The organism is Nitrospira sp. (assembly GCA_030692565.1).
In the GTDB taxonomy this organism is placed as follows: domain Bacteria; phylum Nitrospirota; class Nitrospiria; order Nitrospirales; family Nitrospiraceae; genus Nitrospira_D.
The window spans coordinates 13,185-36,614 of sequence record JAUYAO010000015.1; the positions used below are offsets into that span (position 1 = coordinate 13,185).

A 23,430-nucleotide genomic window follows, 5' to 3' on the forward strand; every position below is an offset into this window, starting at 1 on the left:
CGCCCCTCACAGCGGAGCACACATGGACATTGAAGCCTTTCGTCAAATGGTCGTCAAAAACCCCAAGGGGTTCCTCGGGCGCTACGGCCTGGGCAATAAAATTCTGCAGGAAGGCGGCAATCTGGAAGAAGCCGTTGAACACCTGCGCGTCGCCGTGCAACTGGATCCGGTGCATGTCGCGTCCCACCTGGCCCTCGGACGTGCCCTGATCGGTGTGGGACGGCCGGACGAAGCCAAGCCCGTGCTACAAGCCGGTATCGACGCCTCCGCCTCCGGACGAGCCAATGGCGGGCGCGACCTCGTCCCTGAAATGCAGATGATCATCCAAGGGCTACGCTAACCACGGAGACCTCCTATGACGTTGGATACAGCCAAACAGCGCATCGAATCGGCCATCGCACAATTCGGACCGCGCGCGGCCCCCATGATCGATCTGGTGATGAATGAAGTGCGCTCAGATATGGGCGCAAAGGCGTTCAACGAACTCGTGGACGAGTTCGATCTGGAGTTGGAATACAACATCGCGCCGCTGGAGTCCGATTACTCCAACAGCTAACCCGTCACGAGCGACCCTTCTGTGCCACTGATCTGGTCAGCCATTTCCGCCCACGGCTACGGACACGCCGCCCAAGTCGTCCCCGTGCTGAACGAACTGGGCAAGCGGATTCCCTCGCTCAGCGTCATTCTCCGCACGAACGTCCCCCGTCACTTTTTCGAATCGCGCATGACCGTGCCATGGGAACTGCTGCCAGCCCAGATGGATATCGGGTGCCTGCAGCATGGTCCCCTCACGATGGACTGGGACGCGACCTGGCAGGCACATCGGACCTTTCACGCACACTGGGAAGCCCGACTCAAGGAAGAAACCCTCGCCATCCAGGAGGCTCGCCCGGATCTCGTCATCGGCAATACACCCTACCTGACCATGGCGGCCGGGGCCGACGCCGGCATACCGACAGTGGCGATCGCCAGTCTAAGCTGGGATGAGATCCTGCGAGACCATGTCGATCCGGCGCAGCCTTGGCACGCGGCCATTCTTGAGGACATCCGCCGCGCGTATGGACAGGCCCATCTCCTGCTGCGCCTCACACCGGGATTGCCGATGCCGGCCTTTCGCCACGCCATCGACATCGGACCGATTGCCCATCCGTTGCCTCCAGCACGAGCTCAGCTACGTGCACAATTGAATATCCCGAATGAGGATTCGCTCGTGCTCGTGGCCTTTGGCGGGATCCGTTTCGAAGCGCTCCCATTTGATCGCATGGAATCGATGCGGGGCATTCAATTCTTAATCGACGGTCCAGTTCCTCCCCATAATCGTCGCGTCCATTCCCTCTCCGTACTCTCAGAGCGGTTCAGCACCCTCCTATCTTCCGTCGATGTCATCATGACGAAACCAGGCTATGGGACCACGATTGAAGCAGTTGAGGTCCAGACTCCCATTGTCTACGTCCGCCGTTACAATTTTGCCGACGAGGACTCTCTCGTCACCTATTTGCATCGATATGGTCGCGGAGTGGAGCTCTCCCGTGCTGACTTTCTGGAAGCCCACTGGGAACCGGCCATTCAACAGGCGCTGGCGTTGCCGAAGCCAGCCTCCCTTCCGCCTGCCTGTACCGGCGCGGCTGATGCGGCCATGCAGCTCCTGCCGTTTTTGCAGCCATCAGGAAGATAGCCATGCGTCTCCTGGCCATCATCGTCACGGGATGCGCGAAGCTCGTGGGCACGCTCGCCGGATGGCTCGCACAGATCCACATGTTTCTGTATGGCATCCTCCCGGCGCTCTTGCCGCCCGATCAACTCAGCGCACTGATCCGTCGTTACTATGATCGCAGCTACGCGGAGGCCGGTACCCGTATTCCCCTCACCGGCTATTCCTGGTCGTTGGAGGCCTGGGAGGAACAGATGCTGGCGCAACATCTGTCGCGGCCCGATTCCATCCTCATCCTCGGGGCTGGGCTCGGGCGCGAGTCGCTCGTGCTGGCCCAACGAGGCTATTACGCATTGGCGCTGGACATTGCTCGCGGAGGATTACTCATCGGCGCCCGACGGGCCGCGTCGTTGAATCTTCCCGTCACATTCGTACAAGCGGACTTTCTCACACCCCCGGTTCGAGCCGCGTCCGTCGCATACATCCTCCTCTCCGGCGTCATGTACAGCGCCGTCCCAGGGCGTACACGACGACAGGAGTGGCTACGGAGCCTCAGAACATGCCTTGCGCCTGGTGGAAAGCTAGTCCTGAACTTCGTGATCGCCAGAGAACCGGACACGGCGCTCACCCGCATCATCCGGCGATGCACCGGCACTATTCTCTCCTGGCCGGGAACCAACCAGACCTATCAAGACGGCGATACCTGCACCAACGGCCACTTCATGCATGTGTTTCACGATGAGGAAGAACTGCGTGCGGAGGTCGCGGAAGCCGGCGCCACCCTGGTCGAGCTGAACTGGCCCGATGGCTATGCCGTCCTCTCCTGAGCCAGCCCTCCCCCGCCACCCGCGCCCTTTTCCAAGAAATACCGCTGGAAGCCCCTTAGAGGATTTGCTATCCTGCCAGCCATGAATCCTACGGCCGTCTTTGCGAAGCATCCGGATTATGTCCAGCGCGACGTGGCCGGAGAATGTATCCTCGTCCCGGTACGGCGCTCGCTCAAAGATTCCAACAGCATCTACGTCTTAAATGAAACCGGTGCAGCCCTCTGGCAGCGCCTCGACGGAACCTGCACCGTACGGGACATCTGCGCCGCATTTATCGAGGACTACGATGTTGCCCCGGACCAGTTGCATCAAGACTTCGACACCCTACTGGCAGACCTTCTCTCGATCCAGGCAATTCAAGAGGTGGCGGTCGCCCATGGTCCCACAGGTTAAACTCAGCCATCTGCCGGATCGTTACCCCCTCGCCTGCCAGTGGGAGATCACCTGCCGCTGCAATCTCCGATGCGTCATGTGTTACACGGATTGTCGGAACACACCGGAATCCGTTCGCCGCGAACTCTCTACGTCCGAGATCTTTCGCATCATGGATCAGCTGCTTGAGGCCGGGCTCCTTGAGCTCTGCCTGACCGGCGGCGAGCCGCTCGCACGGCCGGACTTCTTTCAGATCTACGACTACGCCGTCTCGCGCGGACTCCTGGTGACCCTCTTTACCAACGGCACACTCATCACCGAACCCATCGCCGATCGCCTCGCGGCTCTCCCGCCACATCGTATTGAAATCAGTCTCCATGGCACGACGACCGAAACCTTCGAGCGCGTCACGCAAGGAGTCGGCTCCCATGCGCGATGTTTGGACGCAATTCGCATGTTGGCCGCCCGACGACTTCCGCTTGTCGTCAAGACCACCGCGATGACCGTCAACCGTGACGAAGTACTTGCCGTCAAATCATGGGCCGCCTCGCTGGGACCGGGGGCCTTTCGCCTAGGGGAGGACCTACGCCCCGAACTTGACGGCGGGGCCGGACCGTTTCGTTATGCCCTCTCGGCACATGAGCTGGAGACATTGAACAGGCAGGACCCGGATCTCTGGAACGAAGCCTGCCGGAAATCCCGAACCGCTCTCCCGCCTTGCAACAGCGGCATGCAGCGCTTTCACATCGATGCCTACGGCGGCTTGCATCTCTGTTCGGGGAACCGGCGGCAGTCCTACGATCTACGACAAGGTTCATTCCGAGAAGGGTTTTATGAGGTGCTTCCGACGTTTGCCTGCGAATGGAAGACGCCGGCCTCGACGAGCCTTATTCAACCGGAAGCGCATCATGTCTGATACCCGCCCGTTGCCCATGATCCCCTACGGGACGTTCAGCCAGCATGTTCACGACCAAGCCGCCACCCGTCACCGGGTCATCAAAGCGCAACTCGAACTCACCTATCGCTGCAATCTCCACTGCCGGCATTGCTACACCGATCCGTATAACGACAGTGCCTACTTTCCGCGCGAGCTCACGTTGACCGAGATTCAACGGCTCCTCGGTGAGATGCGAGACATCGGGATCATCTGGCTGAACCTGACCGGCGGCGATATTTTCATGCGGCCGGACTTTTTCGACATTTACGAAGCTGCAATCGGTCACGGATTCCTATTGCAGCTCTACACGAACGGCACGCTCTTCACCCGCGCGATCATCGAACGCTTGCAGGCGCACCCGCCCTTTTCCATCGACATTTCCTGCCACTCGGTCGATGAATCGCAATTCGACTGGTTCACGCAGGTGCCGGGCTCGTATCGCGCCTTTCTTCGTGGAATCGCTCTGCTGCAGGCCGGCGGCCTGCCCTTTTCCCTCAAAACCAAATTGATGAACTGGAATGCAGGCGAGATGGACCAACTGCGCCGGTTCACCGAATCGAATGGTCAGACCTTCGGCTATACCACATCCCTCTCGCCCCGCCTGAACGGAGACGGCTCCTCTCTCGACTATCGCATCGCTCCCGATGCCATCCACCGACTCCGCTCGAATCGGGATGTGACCCACGAGACTGAGAATTGCCCCACACACGATCCCCTCTCTCCTCCCGCACACGAGCGCCTGTTTCGCTGCGGTTGCGGCACCGATACGATTCACATCAACGCCTGGGGGGAGCTCAGCACCTGCACGTTCCAATATGAAACACGCCTGTCGTTGCGCACTCACACCGTGCGCGAGGCGATCAAACAGACCTTTGCGGCAATACCCGGTCTGACCTACCAGACGGATTCCGCCTGCCGGACCTGTACCCTGCATACATTTTGCGACAAGCAGCCGACGCAAGCCCGATGGGAAACCGGCCATCCGGAATCCCCGATTCCCTATGACTGTGACGTCGCCTTCGCCCGCGCCGAGTCGACCCACCGGCAGCCATTGATTCATCCCCTGCATGGGCACCCCCGTCCTGCGACAGCCGCAACAGGAGTCTCGTCATGAACCAGAAGAAGCCTTATACAACGCCGCAGCTGTTTGAAGTCCCGCTCGATCAGGAGCAAGCCATCTTGACCTCCTGCAGTACCGCCACCATCGCCACATCAGCGGGCGGCACCAACGGCTGCCGTCCACCTACCGGATGTAGCAATTATCCCAACGCCAGTCTGGTTGGTTGCAAACGTTCGGTCATTCCGCTGACCTACATGGGACGAACCTGTCATGACAGCGGCCCCCGCGCTTCATAAGGAATCAGCATGCGCTTTACCCTTGAGATCGGCGGATACCGCATCACGGTCAATGAACCCCGAGACCACCCCGTTCTCCTGTGGCCGCTTCGTCCCTTCGATGCATTTCTGGTGGACAAGCACAGTCCAGCCGATATCGCGGTTGAGGTCGCGGTAGCCTCACCTCTCCCTGACCTTCCGACGGACCGCTTGCGATTCGATTCGGATCACGGACACTGGAAACTCTTTGAGTCTGGCGACCATCTCGTCCTCGATAGCCTCAGTCCGAAAACCGGCGCCTCACGGGCGCGCGCGCGGTTGTCGCCGGATTACCGGCATGTGGAGGTCTGGGTATTGCCGGATTTCCAGAACGGGCAAGTGGGCTGGTCGCCCATGCAGCTTTTCAATCCGATTCTCGAAGTCTCTCTGCTGTCTCTCCTGGCGCGGGATGGAGGCATCCTGCTTCACGCTTCAGGATTGGCCTACCAGGAGACTGGGTTCGTCTTTACCGGCGCATCAGGAACCGGTAAGTCGACGCTGGCCGGATGGTTTGCCGAACGGGGCGCCCGAGTCTTCAGCGATGAGCGCATGATTGTGCGCCGAACCCATTCCTCGGTCATGCTGTATGGCACACCCTGGATCGGCTCGGGAGAGTTTGCCGCCAATGCCTCAGCCCCGCTATTCCGGCTCTTCTGTATCCGCCATGGACAGGACCGGCATCGCTTCGAGCCCCTCCCGCATTCGCGCATCGTCGCGTTTCTCCTCCAACAAACGTTTCTCCCCTATTGGGATCGCACCGCCATGGACGCAACCGTGGACAGCCTGATCGCTCTGACACGACAGATTCCGTGCGTCGGGCTCGCGTGTCTCAAGCATCCGAATGTCGTCGATGCGATCATGGATCATCAGCGGACGACCCCGCTCACGACCGTATAATGCGACACCTCGACGCCCAAACTTTTCTCGACTCCATCTCAGCCCGCTCCGGGCAAGACCGCCGACCGGACAGCGCCGCTTTCGAGCTGACCTATGGCTGCAATCTTCGCTGTGTCCATTGTTTCAATCCGACTCATCGAGCCTTGCCCCATGAACTGACGACCGCCGAGGTCTGCACCATCCTCACTCAGATGGCCGAGCTAGGCGTGCTAACCGTCAGCCTTAGCGGAGGCGAACCGTCGCTACGGCCCGACATCGAACCGATCCTTCGCCACGCGCGCCAGGCCGGTCTGCTGATCTGGTTGTTGACGAACGCCACCCGCATGACTCCGGCGTTTGCGTCGCTCCTCACAGAGGTGCCCATCGCCCATGCGTTCGTATCCATCTACGGCGCGACGATGACCACCTATGAATCGATGACCGGAGTGGGCGGCTCTTTCGCCCATTTTCTTCACGGGCTCGATACGCTGAAAGCCTGTCCGTTCCCGGTAACCGTCCGGATGCCCGTGACCACGGTCAATTGGACGGAAGTCGATGCCTGCCAGGCTCTCGTGGAATCCCGAGGATTCAAGTTTCAATACAGCCTCGACATCCACCCCCGAACCGATGGCGACGCCGCGCCGCTGTCCTATCGGCTGTCTCCTGATCGGAAAACTGAACTCGACCTTCGGAAACTGGGGAAAGCGTCGCCGGATCTAGCTCCTGACGCCTGCGCCGCCAATGAACCCTTCATTTCCTGCGCCTGCGGCCGCAGTCGCTTTGCCGTGACGCCCTACGGGGAGATGAATCTCTGCGTGGCCTTTCCGACACCCAAGTATGATTTGCGAACCGGCACCTTGCGCGAAGGATGGGCCATCCTCAAAGAGACCGTCGACCGGGCGCAGCCCAATACCCGGTACGCATGTCCGACGTGCGACGTCAATCGATTCTGCCGCCAGGGCCGCAGCGATGCCTGGCTGGAGACCGGCGATATGAGTGCCTGCCTTCCGCACTTCAAAGAGTGGGCCACACTGGAGCATCATACCCATGCCCTCCTCGACCCTCGACGATCTCGCTGACGCCTACTCCCGCGTGAGCGCCGGCAATGCCGCTGTGTTCGAACAGTTCCATGCCTTCGCCACGCTCCTGGAACAAGCACACATTCCCTTTCTGGTCCTCAAAGGGCTCGATGTCCTGGTCAGGTGTTACGGAATCCGTGGGACGCGGCCACTGTCAGACATCGATCTGCTCGTCCATGAGACGGACCTTGTGTCGCTTGATAAGATCCTGACAGCGGCAGGCTATAGCAAACAGATCGATGGAAATCCCTGCTATGCGTCTCCAGGGAAGGGACTCGCCTTCGATATCGTCACCAGGCTCTGGTATCTCGACGACCAGAGCCTGGCCGAGTTATGGGCCACCGCCAGACCGCATACCCTCCACCCGCGAAGAGTCTCTCTGCTCGCCGCCGATGATCTCCTGATCCATCTGATCGCCTATGCGGTCATTCATCGCGGTGCGTTCACCCCGGGATGGGAGCAGGACATTCGCTTGCTGCTCTCACGCGAAGCACTCGAGTGGACGGCCGTCACCCGCAAGGCCAGACAGTACTCGCTCTCGATCCCGTTGCTCTATGGGCTCACGTACCTTCGTCACCGCATGCCGACGCTTCCCATTCCGGAATCTTTTCTCCAATCCCTGGCCCCAGGCGGAGGCTCTGACAGAGTCCTCTATTGGCTGCTCCAACGTCTGGTTACCACACAGCCTATCCCCGAACTCGGTCATTTCCTGATCTGGCTGACCAGGCCGGCGGGAAGCAAATGGCGCGACCTGCGCCAGACCTTCTTGCCGTCCAAGACGTTTCTCGGATACCGCTATGGAGCCGCCGCGACGCGCACACCCCTCATCACCCGCTGCCGCCGCCTGATCAGCCTGACCTGGGCCCTACTCACCCTGGCAACCGCAATTGTTCGGCGTCTCCTCCGATCGCCCATGCGGAGCCCCGCATGATCGTCACCCTCACGCCGCGCACCGCAACCCGCTTTGCCGGCAGCGCACTCCCTGAGAACTGCCAGGGAACGGCGTTGCAACATCTGCTGATCCCTCGTGTGGCGTCTTGGAGCATGTATCCCACACTCTGCAAAGGCGATCGCCTTGAACTGGGTCCGGCTGAGCCGCTCCATGTGGGTGACTTAGTGGTCTTCCGGAGACCGTTCGGACTGGTCTGCCACAGGCTGGTCGCACGGCAAGAGCAAGTCCTGCTCACAAAAGGCGATGCCAATTCCGGGGCTCCGGAACCGGTGATGCTCAGAGATGTGCTCGGCATCGTCGTCGCGGTGGTGCGTGGATCGACCCGCGTCCTCATGGCAGATCTGGCAACACTGCCCCCTCCGCCGCCGTGGCGCCGCATCATCGACCACCTGAGCGTAACCATTCTGGATCGCAGTCGACGAGGAGCCCGCCGCCTGATTCGACTGGGGTTACAGCACTCCTGGCTCGGAGAGTTCTTGGCCAGCCAGACGGTCCGATGGACCTCCGTTGAACGCATGACGGCAAGCCCGGTACAGTCGCTCCACGAGGCCCTTGCACCCAATCCAACGGAACCCCCATCAATTCAGGACGGTCGGCCCGATCCGAGGATGATCCTCGGAATTCGCCTTGGCCCGATTCGGCTGGGAACCTTTCACCAATCCACGGAAAGACTGGACATTCGGCCCATCCTGGCCGGCACCAGGCTGGAGTTCACCCTCCGAGAGGCGCTGCGGCATCAGTTGGGCTCCTGACGGCAACCATCCTCCCGGTAATCACTTTCAATTTTGCAGAGTTGAATCACACATCCTTTTGCCCGATCGCTCCGTAGAGTGTTATAGTTGGGGCGTGTTTCAGACCGACGTCAGAATGTTGTTAGCCAACTGATCCACTATGGACCCCTCGTCGCAACACGCCGCCTCAAACATTGACCCAAAGCTGCTGGCCCGGGTGGTCAAGGGAGACCACCAGGCATTCAGTCAGCTCTACGATCAATCCAGTACGCTCTTGTATACGATGGCACTGCGCATTCTCGGCAATCGCGATGAAGCGGCTGAACTCCTCCAGGATGTCTACCTGGAGGTCTGGCGCAAAGTCTCCCGCTACGATGTCGGACGGGGAACCCCTGTAGCCTGGCTGGTCACGCTGACGCGGAGCCGGGCCATCGATCGACTCCGGGCCCGGGCCTCCCGGGGCCTGAATAAGTCGACGGAATCTCTGGACAGCTCATCGGCCTCCCAGATCGCCGATCGAGGTCCCAACCCTTTTGACGCCCAAGCTGATCAGGAAATTCGAACTTTGGTGGGAGGCGCGCTGGCGGCGCTCCCGCAAGCCCAACAACATGCGCTGGAATTGGCCTACTACGAAGGGCTGTCCCACGCAGAAATCGCAGCCCGTCTGAATCAGCCGCTCGGCACGGTAAAGACCAGAATCAAGCTGGGCATGTCCAAGCTCCGGGAGTCGCTCCGGCGCTGTTGGGAACAGGGTGAACACGTATGACCCACGAAGAACTCGAAGAAGCCGTCCCGCTGTATGCTGCCGGCGCGCTCGAACGCTCCGAGCGGCAGGCGCTCGAAGCCCATCTGCTCTCGGGTTGCGTCTCGTGCCATACGGCGCTCAAGGAATTCCAGTCGGTAGCGGCCATTCTGCCGTTCGGATTGAGTTCGACGCCGGCTCCGCGGGCCCTGAAAGCAAAAATCATGGCCGCGCGGACGCCGACCGCCATCGCCGAAGATGCTCAAGACAAGGTCGACGTGAAGCCAAGCCTGGAACCGGGCGAATGGATGAACCATCTCTTCCCTCCGGAATCCGCAACCGCGCCGAGATCGTTTGGGTGGGCCTTAAGCTTCGCCGCATTGGCCATTCTCTCCATCGGAGGCTACCTCGCCTGGACCTCCTACACGCAAAACGTCACCGGCACCGCCGTTGTCCAGCAGCTCCAAGCGGCTTCGGATGACCAGACGAAGAAGGTCGCCGCGCTCCAGCAGCAACTGGACGAGCGGGAGCGCACGATCGTTCAAATGAAGGAAGAGTTGCAGCAACGCACAACCGACTCAACAGAACTGAAGGATCAGCTCATTCAACGCGAGGCGGAGCTCGAAGATCTGAAGTTCCAATTTGCTGCGCGCGGGGGAGTGCCGCCTGCCAACCGTGAACCGGAAGATGAGCTCGCCGCCCTACTCCGCGTTCCGAACGCAAAAGCCGTCTCACTCAATGGATCAGACATGGCCAAGCAAGCGTCCGGCATGCTCGTCTACGATGCCCGGACCAAGAAGGCCTGGCTCTACGCCATGAATCTTCCGGAATGCCCCAACGGCACCACGTATCAACTCTGGGCCATCAATGACAAGCCGGTCAGCGTGGGAACCTTCCATATGGACAGCGGTGAAACTGCGCATCTCCTGGTCAGCCGGGTCCCGGAATTCTCCAAGACCAAAAAGTTTGCCGTCAGCCTTGAGCCTTCAGGGGGCCGACCCACGCCGACCGGTCCGATCTATCTGGTCAGCCAGTCGTAAAGACGCCCGTCACACCGCCCGACCAACTGCACCACCCAGGCCTTGAGCGTCGACAAACGACTGCGCAGATGGAAGCCATACACTCATGACGATCGACCCCGCACAGGACGAAACATTCATGCGCATGGCGCTGAATCAGGCGGCGCAGGCTCCTGCACTAGGAGAAGTGCCAATTGCCGCGCTGCTGGTCCATGCCGGACAGGTGCTGGCGTTGGCCCATAATCTCCGTGAAACAAGGCAGGACCCGACGGCGCATGCGGAGATCCTGGTCATTCAAGAAGCGGCGGAAAAACTGGGGACCTGGCGGCTGATCGACTGCACACTCTATGTCACCCTGGAACCCTGTCCGATGTGCGCGGGCGCCATTGTCCAGTCACGCATTGCCAGGACTGTGTTCGGCGCCTGGGACCCCAAGGCCGGCGCCTGCGGCTCGCTGATGGATATTCCGGCGGAACCCCGGCTGAACCACCGGGTCACTGTGACGGGAGGGCTGTGCGAAATTGAAAGTCAGGCCTTACTGCGAGAGTTTTTTCGGCAACGACGCCGCGAGACTCCCTAACTCATTTTGTCCGGCTGCCCGGCTGTTTCCTGAGGTTCATCCGTTGCGCGTTGCGCAGGGATTGATCGCCCAATCGAATCCTTGCGCTGCAACCGCACCGACCCATCCGGGTCCGCAATCCAGGGTCTTCACGACCCAGGGTACTTGTGACTGTCCTGCGAGTCGCACGGGCACTCCGTCGCGATCCGATCCCTTTGACCAGTCGATTTCACAAGCCTGCAGCGAGGCTAATCCTACCCCTTCGGCTTTCAGGACTGCTTCTTTCGCAACCCAGTAGTGAAAGAACTCCGAACTGCGTGATTCGGATACAGTGGATTGCAAGAGCAGGTGCTCGCGCTCGGAGAAGAATCGCTCAGCCAGCTTGAGCACTTCTACGTCCTCCCTGATCATTTCCAGATCTACCCCAACATCTTGACCCTGCGCGACCGCGACCATGGCTTTCCCATGCGCATGCGAGAGATTGAAGCTCAATATTGCACTCTCCCGCCGGAGACCTCCTAATGTCGGCTTTCCAGTGGGAGTCGAACCGAACTCGATGCGGGCCGGGTCGAGGCCGAGATAGAGCCCTAAGATGAACCGCAACCCTCCGTGAGCCAGCACATACCGCTCGCGGTCCTGCCGTCGAAGAAATCTGGCAGCCCTTGCACGTTCCTGTTGGTCAAGCCAATCCAGACACCGATCGTACTCGATACCCTCACCGGCTAGAGCCAGTGGCCAGAGATCGATCGTCGCGGCAGGAAGCGACCGACAGCGTGCGACAGGCGCCGTGAACAGGTCTCGAATCGGGGAGAATTCCACGCTGACACTCGCCTGCATCCTGACCGATCGTGGGCTCATCTTGTTTTTCAGAGTCACACCCCACCGACAGATGTCAGGAGGATACGACTTTCCCGTTCTCCAGCTTAATGACCCGATCGCCGAGATGGAAATACCGGTCATCATGCGTAATGACCACCACACTCTTCCCTCTCGCACGAAGTTCCGGCAATAGCTTCATATAAAAGACGTCCTTGTACTGCGGATCCTGATCGGCCGCCCACTCATCGAACACATACACCGGCCGGTCTTCCAGATAGGCCGTCAGCAGAGCCAGGCGTTTTCGCTGGCCCTGGGATAAATCGATTGTCGAGAATTTGCGCTCTCTTACCTCCACCTTGTGGTCAAGCTGCAAGCTGGAGAGATACGCGGCCGCCGATGTCCGAATTCGCTCTTCCTCAATGCCTAACAGTTTCTCAAATAAGTGAAAATCAGAAAACACCACCGAGAAATGCTCGCGATACCAGTCGCGGTTGGCATCCGAGATCAAGATCCTATTTAAGGACACCTCGCCCGAGTGCGGAACATACAAGCCGGCAAGCAGCTTGACGAACGTCGACTTCCCGCTGCCATTTCCCCCGATCACAAACGACAATTCCCCGGGACACAGCTTCAGGCTGATGGGACCGAGTGAAAATGGGTCGTTGCCCCGACTGTCTGTCGCATATTGAAACGTGACTGACTCTAATGTCAGGGACTCCATCTTTCCTGCCGTCACCAGTGGAACGACGCTGTGGCGGCTCTCAGCGGATGTGTCCAAGGACACGCCCAATCTTTGAATATTCTCAAACGCGACCTGCCCCCGTTCAACGGTCGGCAAGATACCGATGATTCCCCAAATGGGAGACATCATGTACAGCAATACCACGACATACCCGATCAATGACTCCGTCGAAAGTGGAAACAGCAAGGGAAATACAAAAAGAATGACGCCGATCATGGAATAAAAGGCGAAATGGGACCAGGCCTCGGCAATCGCATATTGTCTGGAGGCATCGATACTGGTTCGCCGGTACAGATCGGCCGCTCCGTGGAGCTCCTGATCAATAAACTCTTTGCGCCTTTGCCTGTGAAGGGTCAACTCCTTGATCCCTTCCGTCAAAGACCGGAAATGTCTGAATAGCTGAGCTCTGGCCTCACGGGATGAGTAGATGGTCGAAAAGGCCCTGGTATGCAACCAATGATATCCCCACGCCCCCAGCAATGTGGCCGTCACGACGAGCAGAAACGTCGGCCAAGACAACCAGAGAAGATAGACCCCGCACCCGAGGACAATAGCCACATTCATCGCCAATTGCGGCAAACATTGGATCGACCACGCGAGCATGCTCACGTCGTCAGTCAGGGTGACCAGAATATTCGCATGACCGTACGCCTCAGTGCGTCGATACGGAGAGGTGAGAATCTTCTCACAGAGCGTCAGGGAGAGGTCGAGGGTCGTGTCTTGAGCAAAGCGCGCCAGGGTCAATTGCGACACAATCTGAGTGGCGAGCTTCCCTGCAACGACTGCGACAAACCCGAACGCCAGGAGAGCTTCCTGATCATGCCGCTGTTGCAGGACTCGATTGATCAAGGCCAGCACGCCCGCGCTGCAGAGTCCGGACAACACACCCACACTGACCATGGCGGCCATCACGGAACGTGAGCGCTGGAACAGAAACGAGACGAACCCTGGGAGGCGGATGTTCATGCGGACTGATTGTTGCGAGCCGGAGTTCCAACTCCTACGGCACGCTCCGGACTCGTCTGGAGGTAATTCTGCAAATGGCCGGCCAGTTCTTCAACAAACGGCGACACGAATAGACGGCCTGAATCCTCGGCTGGAATATGCACGGTGCAACTCGACCTCGCCCCTAGCTCCTGCCAGCGATGCCGAGTGTCCGGAATGACATCCTCGACATGCCGATTGGAAGCCACCACATTCACAACCTCCGCAGAAGTCGGCTCCACATGATACCGGGCCACTGCGAGGAGCGTGGCCTCCGTCAGGCGCTGCACTTGGAAATCCCTGTCCTGGATATGATCCGTGAGGGACTGTGAAAATAAAGACAGCGCGACCTGAGTCTTGCGTGTAAGAGTCACCCACCACTCGTTCATCGGTAGCCGCGAGATGCTTCGGATATCTCCGACAATCTTGCCCAGCACGATCATGGACATGAAGGCTTTCGCGACCAGACGATGCTTATACCTGCGGTAAGAATCAGGATGCCACGTGTCCATCATGAAAAGAGTGACCTGGCAACCCAGCGCTGTGAGCTGCCTGGCCATTTCATAGCCAATCAGCCCTCCGGTACAGACGCCCCCGATCAGATACGGTCCCTCAGGATACATGCGCCGCACTTCCTGCACATAGTGAGCGGCCATCTCCGACACCGAGATGAACGGCGTTTCCTTACCATCGAGCCCTCTCGCCTGCAGTCCGTAGAGCGGCTGGTCCGTCCCGAGAAGACGTGCCAGCTTGGCAAAGACCAGCACGTTTCCTCCAACACCCGGCACCATAAACAACGGCACTCCGGTTCCGCTAGGCTGTATCGCGACCAGAGACTGCCACGGGGGAACCCAACTCGCTTTGGTCAACACAGACGCAAGCTCGGCTATCGTGGGAGCTTGAAACAACGTGGCCAAGGGAAGCTGTTTTCCAAATACGAGTTCCAGCTGATAAAACAGCTGCGCGGCCTTAAGTGAATGTCCGCCGAGATCAAAGAAATTGTCGTGAATTCCGATGTCCTGCATCCCAAGAACCTGTTGCCACAACGCCGTCAGCTGGACCTCCATTCCATTTCGAGGCCCGACATAGGGCTGACCGGCCGTATGGCTCGTCATCTCCGGCGGAGGCAAGGCACGCACATCAATTTTCTTATTGGCCGTCAAAGGGAACGCGTCAAGAAACACAAAGAAGGACGGCACCATATACTCCGGCAGCACCGCCCGTAGGAAGGAACGCAGTTCTTCCGCTCCGGCCTCCTGCCCTTCCTGCAATACCAGGTACGCCGCCAACTGCTTCAGGCCGTGCTGATCGTCCCGTGCCGTTACAACCGCTTGCTTGATCTTGGTGTGGCGACTGAGGATGGCCTCGATTTCGCCAAGCTCGATACGGAATCCTCGGATCTTGACCTGGTGATCGATCCGGCCCAGATGGACAATTTTCCCATCGGTTCGATAGCGTCCGAGATCACCGGTCCGATAGAGCTTGGCAGCGGGATGAAGTGAGAACGGGTGAGGGATAAATCTGTCTGCCGTGAGGTCCGCGCGGCCATGATATCCCCGCGCCACCCCATCCCCTCCGATATAGATCTCTCCGGCTACACCGACCGGGACCGGCTGTAAATAGGGATCAAGCACATACACCTCCGTATTCGCGATCGGACGACCAATGGTGATTTCCGGAATATCCGAGCTGATTCGCTCGACGGTCGACCAGATCGTCGTTTCCGTCGGACCATACATGTTCCAGAGCGCCTTGGTTCGGTCACGCAACGCGATCGCAAGATCCTGCGGGAGCGCCTCGCCTCCACAGAGAGCGGTCAACGACGGACTCCCGGTCCATCCCGCCTCAAGAAGAAGCCGCCAGGTTGCGGGAGTCGCCTGCATGATGGTCGGCTGCACTCGTTCGAGGGTGTCACGAAGCTTATGTCCGTCAGTTGCGACCGCTCGACTGACAATCTCAACCCGCCCTCCGACAAGGAGTGGCAGATAGAGTTCCAACCCCGCGATGTCGAACGACAGAGTCGTGACGGAGAGAATGATGTCTTCCCGAGTACAGCCCGGCTGGCGCTTCATGGACCACAGGAAATTCATCAGTGAACGATGCCGGATTTCCACACCCTTCGGTTGCCCGGTCGATCCTGAGGTATAGAGTATGTAGGCAAGATCATCGGCTGAGGCCGAGGACGGCAGGTTATGCTCATCGTCTGGAGAAAAGACGTGCCCCTCGCGATCAAGGCACCAGGTACGACACGATTGACCACTGAAACGATCGGCTAACGGGCTAGTCGTGATGACGAGCGGGGCTCCGGAGTCTTCCACCATAAACCTGACGCGATCGCGCGGATAATCCGGATCCAGCGGGACATAACACCCTCCCGCCTTCATCACCGCGAGCAACACCGGAACCATATCCACTGACCGCTCCAGACACACGCCGACAGCCACCCCCGGAGAGACGCCGATTGCCCGCAAGGCTCGCGCCAACTGGTTCGCCTTCCCGTTGAGCTGACGATACGTGAGAACGCGCTTATCCATCGAAACAGCAACGGCTTCAGGATGGTCCTCAGCCTGTATTTCAATATGCTCCGGCAGACAGTCCGTGTGTGGATACTCAGCCGTCGTCCGATTCCACTCATACAGGATGCGTGACCGCTCTGTCTCCCCAAGCATTTTCAGCTCGGACACTCGAGCCTGCGGGTTCGACATCGCACTCTCGATCAACGCCAGATAATGTCCGGCAAAGCGCTCAACAGTCTCGCGCACGAATAGCGCTGAATTGAAGGTGAAGTACGCCTTCTTCGCGACTTCCAATTCGATAGACAGACTCAAATCGAACTGGGCAGAGCCAGGCTCGACCTCGAATGGCTCCCACTCCAACCCATAGAGTTGAATATCTCCAATCGGCGCATTGGCCATGTTGAATAACACCTGGACCAACGGGGCCATACTCGCATCACGTTCGATCTGAAGACTTTCCACCAGTTTGTCGAAGGGATAGTCCTGGTTGGCAAACGCACCCAACGCGGCATTCTTGACACGCTCTAGAAAACCTTCAAACGAAGGATTGCCGCTGACATCGACTCGTAACGCCAAGGTATTGACGAACGTTCCAATCAACTGCTCCATCAGCATATGCGTCCGGTTTGCAATCGGACAGCCGACGGCCAGGTCCACCTGTCCCGTATAGCGGCTCAAGAGCAGCTGGAAGCAGGCTAACATCGTCATAAAAGGAGTCACGTGTTGTTCGGCACTGAACTGTTTGAGTCGCTGGATCACGGAATCCGGAATATCTACCGCGCACAACCCTCCCTCGAAGGTTTGGACGGCCGGACGAGGAAAATCTGTCGGAAGGTGCAGGATAGGTAGATGCTCCAGCGTTTTTGTCCAGTACTGTTCTTGAGCCGCTAACACTGCATCCGTCATACACCGGCGCTGCCACACCGCGTAGTCCGCGTATTGGATGGGCAAGGTCATTTCGGGCAACGGTTGCCCCTGACACAACGCATTATAGTATGCGGCGAAATCGCGTCCGAGGATTCCAAAGGACCATTGATCCCCGACAATATGATGAAGATTGAGGACAATCAGATGATCTTCTTGATCGAGAGTGATCAGCGAGATTCTCGCGAGCGGCCCTTTCTCGAGATCAAACGGGCGAGCGCCTTCCTGTTCGGCAATTCGTCGGGCTTCTCCCTCGCGTTGATCCGCTGGAATTCTGCGGAGGTCGATTTCAACCAGGTGAGGAGACTCCCAGGACGCAATTCGTTGCTCCAACCCGGCCCCGGTCATCGCAAAGGTTGTTCGAAACGCTTCGTGGCGTTGGGAGAGCAAATTCACGACCTGCCGAACCACCGGTACACTCATCCCTCCCTTATGTCGAGAGACGAAGAGGAGATTGTACGCGGTCGCCTCCGGCGCCAATTGTTGAACAAACCACATGCGCTGCTGGGAGAATGACAGCGGCAACGACCCGTCACGCGAGACCGGCACGATCGGCGGCAATGGTGACGGAGCATTCCCTCGATGCTGTTCCACTCGAATCAACTCGGCGACACCGGCAATCGTTGGTGACTCGAACATCGAGCGCAACGGAAGCTCCACGCGGAACACTTCACGAATGCGCGAGATGATCTGTGTGGCCAAGAGAGAATGGCCGCCCATGGCAAAGAAGTTTCGATGGATGTCGATCGTCTGCTCTCCCAGCACCTCCCGCCAAATCTCAAGCAGGCCCTGTTCAATCGGATCGCGGGCCCGAACGGAGGCTGTTTCGCTCCGGTTCTCGCCCAGCATATGTTGTTGAAGAGCCAGACGATCAACTTTGCCATTGGGTAGGTACGGAATGGCATCGACTACAAACACGGCGGCAGGAACCATGTAGGAGGGAAGTGTCCGCTTGAGAAGCTCATGAAGATAGGGACTCGTTGATCCCGGCACCTGATCGGACATCACAAAGGCAATGAGGCTTGGCCCTGTCGTCATGTCCTCTCGTACCACCACGGCAGCGGCGCGGACACCCGGTAATCCGCTCAGGGCAGATTCGATGTCCCCAAGCTCAATCCGATACCCCCGCACTTTCACCTGGCTGTCCGCACGCCCGACATATTCGATATTCCCGTCCTGACGCATCAGCCCAAGATCACCCGTCTTGTAGAAACGGGCTCCCGGCACAAACGGATTCGAAAGAAACTTGGCACTCGTCAGTTCCGGAAGATTCAGATACCCTCGTGCCAAACTAGCCCCGCCGATCACAATCTCTCCCACCACCCCGACAGGAACCGGGGACAACCCTTCATCAAGCAAATAGATGGCGGCGCCGGCGATGGGCTTTCCTATTGGAATGCGCCCTCCCAACTCGGTTCCAGTCGTCTGGTACACAGTCGACCACACCGTCGCTTCCGTCGGCCCATACTCGTTATACAGCGCCGCCTCCTGAAGCCGTTCATAGTGCCGCCGCACCAGCAATACCGGGAGACTTTCTCCGGCGGACACCACCACCCGGAGTGACTGCAGTGTGGCTGCTGCCACGTCACGCAGCATCGCCTCGTATAACGACGGCACGAGCACAATGTGAGACACCTGATGCCGGGAGATCAGCGCACCGATTTGAAGCGGATCTCGATAATTGTCTTCCGTTGGAATAACGAGAGTCCCAGCGTGGAGCAGCGTCCAGAACATGCTCGTCACGGACCCGTCAAACGCAATCGGAAAGGTCAGGAGGCAACACTCGACGGGATCTTGATAATACTGCAGTCGTGCCAGAAGGGAATGCAGGAGCGCCCCGTGCGTAATCTCTACGCCCTTGGGCCGACCCGTCGACCCAGAGGTGTAGATCACATAGGCGGCATGGTCGATCCCCAATCGCGGCCATGCCACGTGTGCATCGTGACGCTGAGCTTCTCCTGCGAGCGACTCCAATTCTATAACCGGCCCACCACCGTATGGAAGCGTAGCCCGCAGATGCCGCTGCGTCACCAGGAGCGCGACACCGGCATCCTCGAGAATCAATCTCTGCCGCTGCTCCGGCGCACTGGCATCCAAGGGCACATAGGCGGCGCCGGACTTCAGAATACCAAGAATCCCGATGAGACTTGAGACCGATCGATCGACGCACAACCCTACCCGGACGTTTCTTCCTCCCGTGACTGCATACACCGCACTGGCAAGCTGATCTACACGCACGACGAGCTCGCGATAGGACAGCCGGTCTTCTCCGCACACCACCGCCGTCCTTTCGGGAGCTTGCTTGATGCGAGCCTCGATCATCGGCAGGATGGACGTGGCCTGCTGCACGTCGACCGTAGTCCGGTTCCACTCGACCAAGAGCTGCCGTCGTTCGTCTTGCGTCAGCAGCGGGAGATCGAGCAGCCGCGAAGCGGGGTTTGCAATCAGGCCGTACAGGATCATTTCGATTTGGGCAAGCATGCGATCGACCGTTCCACCGTCGAACAATGCTCGGTCATAGAGCATCACCAGCTCAAGCCCCTCGATCCCATTGACGACCAATAGCGTGAGATCAAGCTCGACCGCCACATCATCAAGCGGGACGTGTCTGACCGACAATCCCTCGAGATGCAACTCGCTGAGAGGATCGTCCTCCCACACGATCATGACATTGAACACATGCGGCGAGTCTGCAGCCCTTCGTCCCTTGAGCGCACCGATCACTCGTTCGAACGGAACATCTTGATGATCGTAGGCATCGCATACGGTCTGCCGAGCGCGACGGAGGAGCTGCTCTCCCGTATCGACATCGGAGAGGTCCATGCGCAAGGCCACGGTATTGGCGAAATACCCCACCACATCCTGCCAGTGCGATTGACTCCGATTCGCCACTACCGTCCCGACGACGATATCGGTCGTCCGGGTGGCGCGTTGGAGCCAGGCGCACAACGCGGAATAGACCGCCATGAATTTGGTCGTGCCCTGCCGGCTGCAGAACGCTCCCAGGTCAGCCACCATCGATTCGGGAAGCGCGCGGATTCTTGATCCTCCCTGGAACAACGGCACACGCGGGCGCGGGCGGTCAGCAGGCAGGTCCAGTACAGATGGCATGCGGTCCAACTGGCGCTGCCAGTATCCCAGCTGAGCGACGTATCGTTCACTCTCCAACTGGTTCCTCTGCCATTGGCTGAATTCAAGATACGATCGCGGCGAATGCGCGGGAATCATCGCCGGATCTTTAGGTCGCGACCTGTACTGTTGCGTAAGTTCCCGGCACAGCAACCGCAAGGACCACCCATCCGAGACAAGGCGATGAACGGTTAGGATGCAGAGGTGCTCCCTATCTTCTATCTCAAGAAGAAATGCTCTGAGCAAGGGAGGGCATCCCAAGTCAAATGGAACAAGGACTTCTTCCCGAATCCTCCGGCGGATTTCTGCGTCACGGTTTGAGGGAGAGAGATCGCGCAAGGAGGCCCGGGTGACCTTCGCGACGGCTTTGGTCGCAGTCGCCTGATAGGGAAGCTCCCCAACTGAGGCAAACCCCATCCTCAATATGTCATGCCGCTGTACAAGCTCCTGGATGCTGGCATCGAAGGCAGTAAGATCTAACTGTCCGGACAGCCTCATCCCGATGGAAATGTGATTCAACGCGCTGCCAGGCTGTACTTGCTCCAAAAACCATAACCGCTCTTGACTGCAGGAAAGCGGAGACCGACCCACTTCCCCGTCCTCTGCCTGGAGGCCTCTCCCCTCAGATTCCGGCCCGCCGGCCTGGCCACGCGAGCTCCGCTCTGGCCCGAAAGCGGCCTCCGAGAGAGCCGTCTGAAGATAGGCCGCGAGATCCCGCACAGTCCCCTGGCCAAATAACTGGCCGAATGAAAGTTCAACCCCACACTCCTGTTCAAGTCGATTCTTGACCAGGCTGGTACCGAGGGAATCCAACCCGATATTGACCAAGGGCATTCCCGCTTCAATTTTGGAGACGGGGAGCCCTGACTGTTCTGCGAATACACGCTGGACATAACTTTCAAGCCCTTCGCCGCGCTTCAACAGGTCGTGAACCTTTCGAGAGCCTTCAGCGATCGACCCCGAACTAGTCACGGCCTCTTCAGCCGGGAGCATCTGTGTGGAAAGCACGGCCAGCGACTGTTCCAGATATGCCTTTCGACAGGCTTGCCGTTGCACTTTTCCGCTTGAAGTCTTTGGAATCGCCCCATGCCGCGCCAGGACAACCCCCCACACCGGCACTTCAAACCGTTCCGCCAGAGTGACGCGAACGGCCGTCGCCACCTCTTCGGCCCGCAGCTCCTGTTGGCGATCGACTTCAAGCACCATAATCAAGCGCTCGACCTCGTCCACTTCGACTGAGAAAGCCACGCATCCACCGCTCCGTGCCATGGGGTGGCAGACTTCAACGGCTGCTTCCAAGTCTTGAGGATAGATATTCCTCCCGTTCAGGATGATCAGATCTTTGAGACGACCGGTAATGACGACCTGCCCCTCACTGAAGAACCCCAAGTCTCCCGTACGGAGAAAATGCTCCTCAGGCCGACCGGAAACCTGAGCGTTGAATGCCTCGATGGTCGCCTCAGCCCTCCGCCAATACCCTAAGGCCACGCTAGGACTGGACACCCAGATCTCTCCGACTTGGCCGGCGGCACATTCGAGTCCACTACCCGGTTCGACGATGATGACCTGCGAACCTGGAAGCGGACGACCACACCCCACAAGCTCGCGTACGCCCACATCATCCGGCCTTCGGACTTCGACCCGATGTGATTCAAGCGCAGCCGAATCCACCGTGATCATATGGGGTGCTTCAGCCCGCGCGGTGCTGGACACCACCAGGGTGGCCTCAGCCAACCCATATGCCGGCATGAATGCATTCCCCTTGAATCCGTGGGGGGCAAACACTTGGGTGAACGTATTGATGGTCCGGTGATGAATAGGCTCGGCTCCACAACTGGCCACCGCCCAGCGCGCAAGATCACCGGACCAGCCCGGCTGTTTTTGAAAGGCCTTTACACAAGCATCGTAGGCAAAGCTCGGAGCGCCGCTATGCGTAATACCCCACCGGTCGATGGCTTCAAGCCAGCGGAGTGGCCGCCGAAGAAATGTAAGCGGTGATAAGAGGAACGCCGGAATGCCCCCATATAAGGGTGCAAGAATCCCGTGCACCAATCCATAGTCGTGAAAATACGGGAGCCAGCACAACGAGCGGCTCTCCGCATTGACTCCTGCTGTCTGATGAATGGCTTCACATTGAGCCAGGACGTTGCGGTGACTGACCATCACACCACGTGGTGTCGCCGTTGAACCTGACGTATATTGCAAATAGGCTAGATCCGAAATCGGCGAACGGCGTTCCAGGCTCGGCCACCCCTCACCCGTTGGTTGATCAGTGGCGAGCCATTGGACCTGGCGATCCGGGGCCACGAGGGATTGCTCCGCACACAGGGTCTGGATGCCAGTCGTCGTCAGAACGAGCGCGGCTTGCGCATCATCCAGGATGGCCTGTAGGCGCGAGAGGCTGTGCTTGCGCCTGATGGGATCCGGCGCGGGAGCTGGAACGGGAACGAGGCCAGCTTGGATACAAGCCCAGAAGGCCACGACCACTTCGAGCCCAGGGGGATAAATGAGGAGCGCGCGAGTACCCGGCTCAGCGCGCGCCCCTAGAGCCATTGCAAGCACGTTCACTTCACCTGCAAGTTCAGCCCAGGTAAGTTGACGGTCTATCGCAACAGTATCTTTGAGATAGGCATAGGCCAACCCGCCGCCGGCCTGCTCACAGCGGTAGGCAAATAATTCGACCAGGGTGCGGATTGAACTAGGTACTGATTCGCTCATGCAGGCAAATAGAACAGCAGGAAACAATGAATCCGAATGACCCAATGTATAGGAAAATCCTATGCTGGATCAGAAGAATTTTCTACCGCTACGGAAGGATAGTACGGACCGCTGCATTCCAGAAGAGATTTCCTGTTCTGCGCACAAAACAGGCCCATGATACTTCACGCAACGTCATGATTCAGTGGAACAATTCATCCTACTTGGAGATTCCCAAGGCACCGTGATTCTTACCCCGATGATTTCGTGGTTAGATCGTCCACGATGAGAGAAAACTCATTGAAATATCATGCCTCTCACTGTAAGCTCCCCCCATAGCTTGATCGGTCAGGGGCGCGCGTCTTTCGGTGCCTCCCAATTCAGCAAGTTGCCAGGAGAGGTGCCAGAGTGGCCGAATGGACTCGCCTCGAAAGCGGGCGTCCTCGCAAGGGGACCGTGGGTTCAAATCCCACCCTCTCCGCCAAACCGCACTTCGTGCG

The 23,430-nt window shown here is 58.8% G+C and carries 18 protein-coding genes and 1 tRNA gene; 16 read left to right on the plus strand and 3 right to left on the minus strand.

From position 1 onward, the window contains the following. Positions 1 to 22: 22 nt before the first annotated feature. From Q8N04_03780 to tadA, 15 genes are all read left to right on the plus strand, one after another. On the plus strand, positions 23 to 340 hold the full coding sequence (locus Q8N04_03780) for a tetratricopeptide repeat protein (GenBank protein MDP3089770.1): 318 nt from the start codon (positions 23 to 25) through the stop codon (positions 338 to 340). A gap of 15 nt (positions 341 to 355) precedes the next feature. After that, positions 356 to 556 (plus strand): hypothetical protein, encoded by a 201-nt coding sequence (locus tag Q8N04_03785; protein ID MDP3089771.1) that lies wholly within the window; start codon positions 356 to 358, stop codon positions 554 to 556. 21 nt (positions 557 to 577) lie between these two features. Beyond that, positions 578 to 1,675 carry a hypothetical protein gene (locus Q8N04_03790; protein MDP3089772.1) on the plus strand — a complete coding sequence of 366 codons (1,098 nt, stop codon included), beginning with the start codon at positions 578 to 580 and terminating at the stop codon, positions 1,673 to 1,675. 2 nt (positions 1,676 to 1,677) lie between these two features. Further along, a complete protein-coding gene (locus tag Q8N04_03795) occupies positions 1,678 to 2,478 on the plus strand; it encodes a class I SAM-dependent methyltransferase (protein ID MDP3089773.1) in 801 nt (266 codons plus the stop codon). An 81-nt stretch (positions 2,479 to 2,559) separates the two neighbouring features. After that, on the plus strand, positions 2,560 to 2,871 hold the full coding sequence (locus tag Q8N04_03800) for a PqqD family protein (protein MDP3089774.1): 312 nt from the start codon (positions 2,560 to 2,562) through the stop codon (positions 2,869 to 2,871). Beyond that, positions 2,855 to 3,766, plus strand: a complete 912-nt coding sequence (locus tag Q8N04_03805; protein MDP3089775.1) for a radical SAM protein — start codon at positions 2,855 to 2,857, stop codon at positions 3,764 to 3,766. Before Q8N04_03800 ends, Q8N04_03805 begins: the two co-directional genes overlap by 17 nt. Beyond that, the gene (locus Q8N04_03810) at positions 3,759 to 4,901 is read left to right on the plus strand and encodes a radical SAM protein (protein ID MDP3089776.1); all 1,143 of its coding nucleotides are present in this window, start codon (positions 3,759 to 3,761) and stop codon (positions 4,899 to 4,901) included. The genes Q8N04_03805 and Q8N04_03810 overlap by 8 nt, the downstream gene beginning before the upstream one ends. Further along, on the plus strand, positions 4,898 to 5,143 hold the full coding sequence (locus Q8N04_03815) for a hypothetical protein (GenBank protein ID MDP3089777.1): 246 nt from the start codon (positions 4,898 to 4,900) through the stop codon (positions 5,141 to 5,143). Before Q8N04_03810 ends, Q8N04_03815 begins: the two co-directional genes overlap by 4 nt. Positions 5,144 to 5,152: 9 nt before the next feature. Beyond that, positions 5,153 to 6,058, plus strand: a complete 906-nt coding sequence (locus Q8N04_03820) for a hypothetical protein (protein ID MDP3089778.1) — start codon at positions 5,153 to 5,155, stop codon at positions 6,056 to 6,058. Further along, a complete protein-coding gene (locus Q8N04_03825; protein ID MDP3089779.1) occupies positions 6,058 to 7,116 on the plus strand; it encodes a radical SAM protein in 1,059 nt (352 codons plus the stop codon). Before Q8N04_03820 ends, Q8N04_03825 begins: the two co-directional genes overlap by 1 nt. Then, complete coding sequence (locus Q8N04_03830) at positions 7,085 to 8,047, plus strand: nucleotidyltransferase family protein (protein ID MDP3089780.1); 963 nt, start codon at positions 7,085 to 7,087, stop codon at positions 8,045 to 8,047. Before Q8N04_03825 ends, Q8N04_03830 begins: the two co-directional genes overlap by 32 nt. Further along, positions 8,044 to 8,820 (plus strand): S26 family signal peptidase, encoded by a 777-nt coding sequence (locus Q8N04_03835; protein ID MDP3089781.1) that lies wholly within the window; start codon positions 8,044 to 8,046, stop codon positions 8,818 to 8,820. Before Q8N04_03830 ends, Q8N04_03835 begins: the two co-directional genes overlap by 4 nt. Before the next feature lie 139 nt (positions 8,821 to 8,959). Then, positions 8,960 to 9,565 (plus strand): sigma-70 family RNA polymerase sigma factor, encoded by a 606-nt coding sequence (locus Q8N04_03840; protein MDP3089782.1) that lies wholly within the window; start codon positions 8,960 to 8,962, stop codon positions 9,563 to 9,565. After that, positions 9,562 to 10,581 carry an anti-sigma factor gene (locus Q8N04_03845; GenBank protein MDP3089783.1) on the plus strand — a complete coding sequence of 340 codons (1,020 nt, stop codon included), beginning with the start codon at positions 9,562 to 9,564 and terminating at the stop codon, positions 10,579 to 10,581. Before Q8N04_03840 ends, Q8N04_03845 begins: the two co-directional genes overlap by 4 nt. An 85-nt stretch (positions 10,582 to 10,666) precedes the next feature. Further along, complete coding sequence (gene tadA, locus Q8N04_03850; protein MDP3089784.1) at positions 10,667 to 11,140, plus strand: tRNA adenosine(34) deaminase TadA; 474 nt, start codon at positions 10,667 to 10,669, stop codon at positions 11,138 to 11,140. A 36-nt stretch (positions 11,141 to 11,176) separates the two neighbouring features. On the opposite strand, the gene Q8N04_03855 is transcribed toward tadA, so the two are convergent. From Q8N04_03855 to Q8N04_03865, 3 genes are read right to left on the minus strand one after another with little or no spacing between them, the layout of a single operon-like run. Beyond that, entirely contained in the window at positions 11,177 to 11,977 is an 801-nt protein-coding gene (locus tag Q8N04_03855; GenBank protein ID MDP3089785.1) for a 4'-phosphopantetheinyl transferase superfamily protein, read from the minus strand. A gap of 34 nt (positions 11,978 to 12,011) precedes the next feature. Further along, the gene (locus Q8N04_03860; GenBank protein ID MDP3089786.1) at positions 12,012 to 13,646 is read right to left on the minus strand and encodes a cyclic peptide export ABC transporter; all 1,635 of its coding nucleotides are present in this window, start codon (positions 13,644 to 13,646) and stop codon (positions 12,012 to 12,014) included. Beyond that, positions 13,643 to 22,951 (minus strand): amino acid adenylation domain-containing protein, encoded by a 9,309-nt coding sequence (locus Q8N04_03865; protein ID MDP3089787.1) that lies wholly within the window; start codon positions 22,949 to 22,951, stop codon positions 13,643 to 13,645. Before Q8N04_03865 ends, Q8N04_03860 begins: the two co-directional genes overlap by 4 nt. A 373-nt stretch (positions 22,952 to 23,324) precedes the next feature. On the opposite strand from Q8N04_03865, the gene Q8N04_03870 reads away from it, so the two are divergent. After that, positions 23,325 to 23,414, plus strand: a tRNA-Ser gene (locus tag Q8N04_03870). Positions 23,415 to 23,430 lie beyond the last annotated feature (16 nt).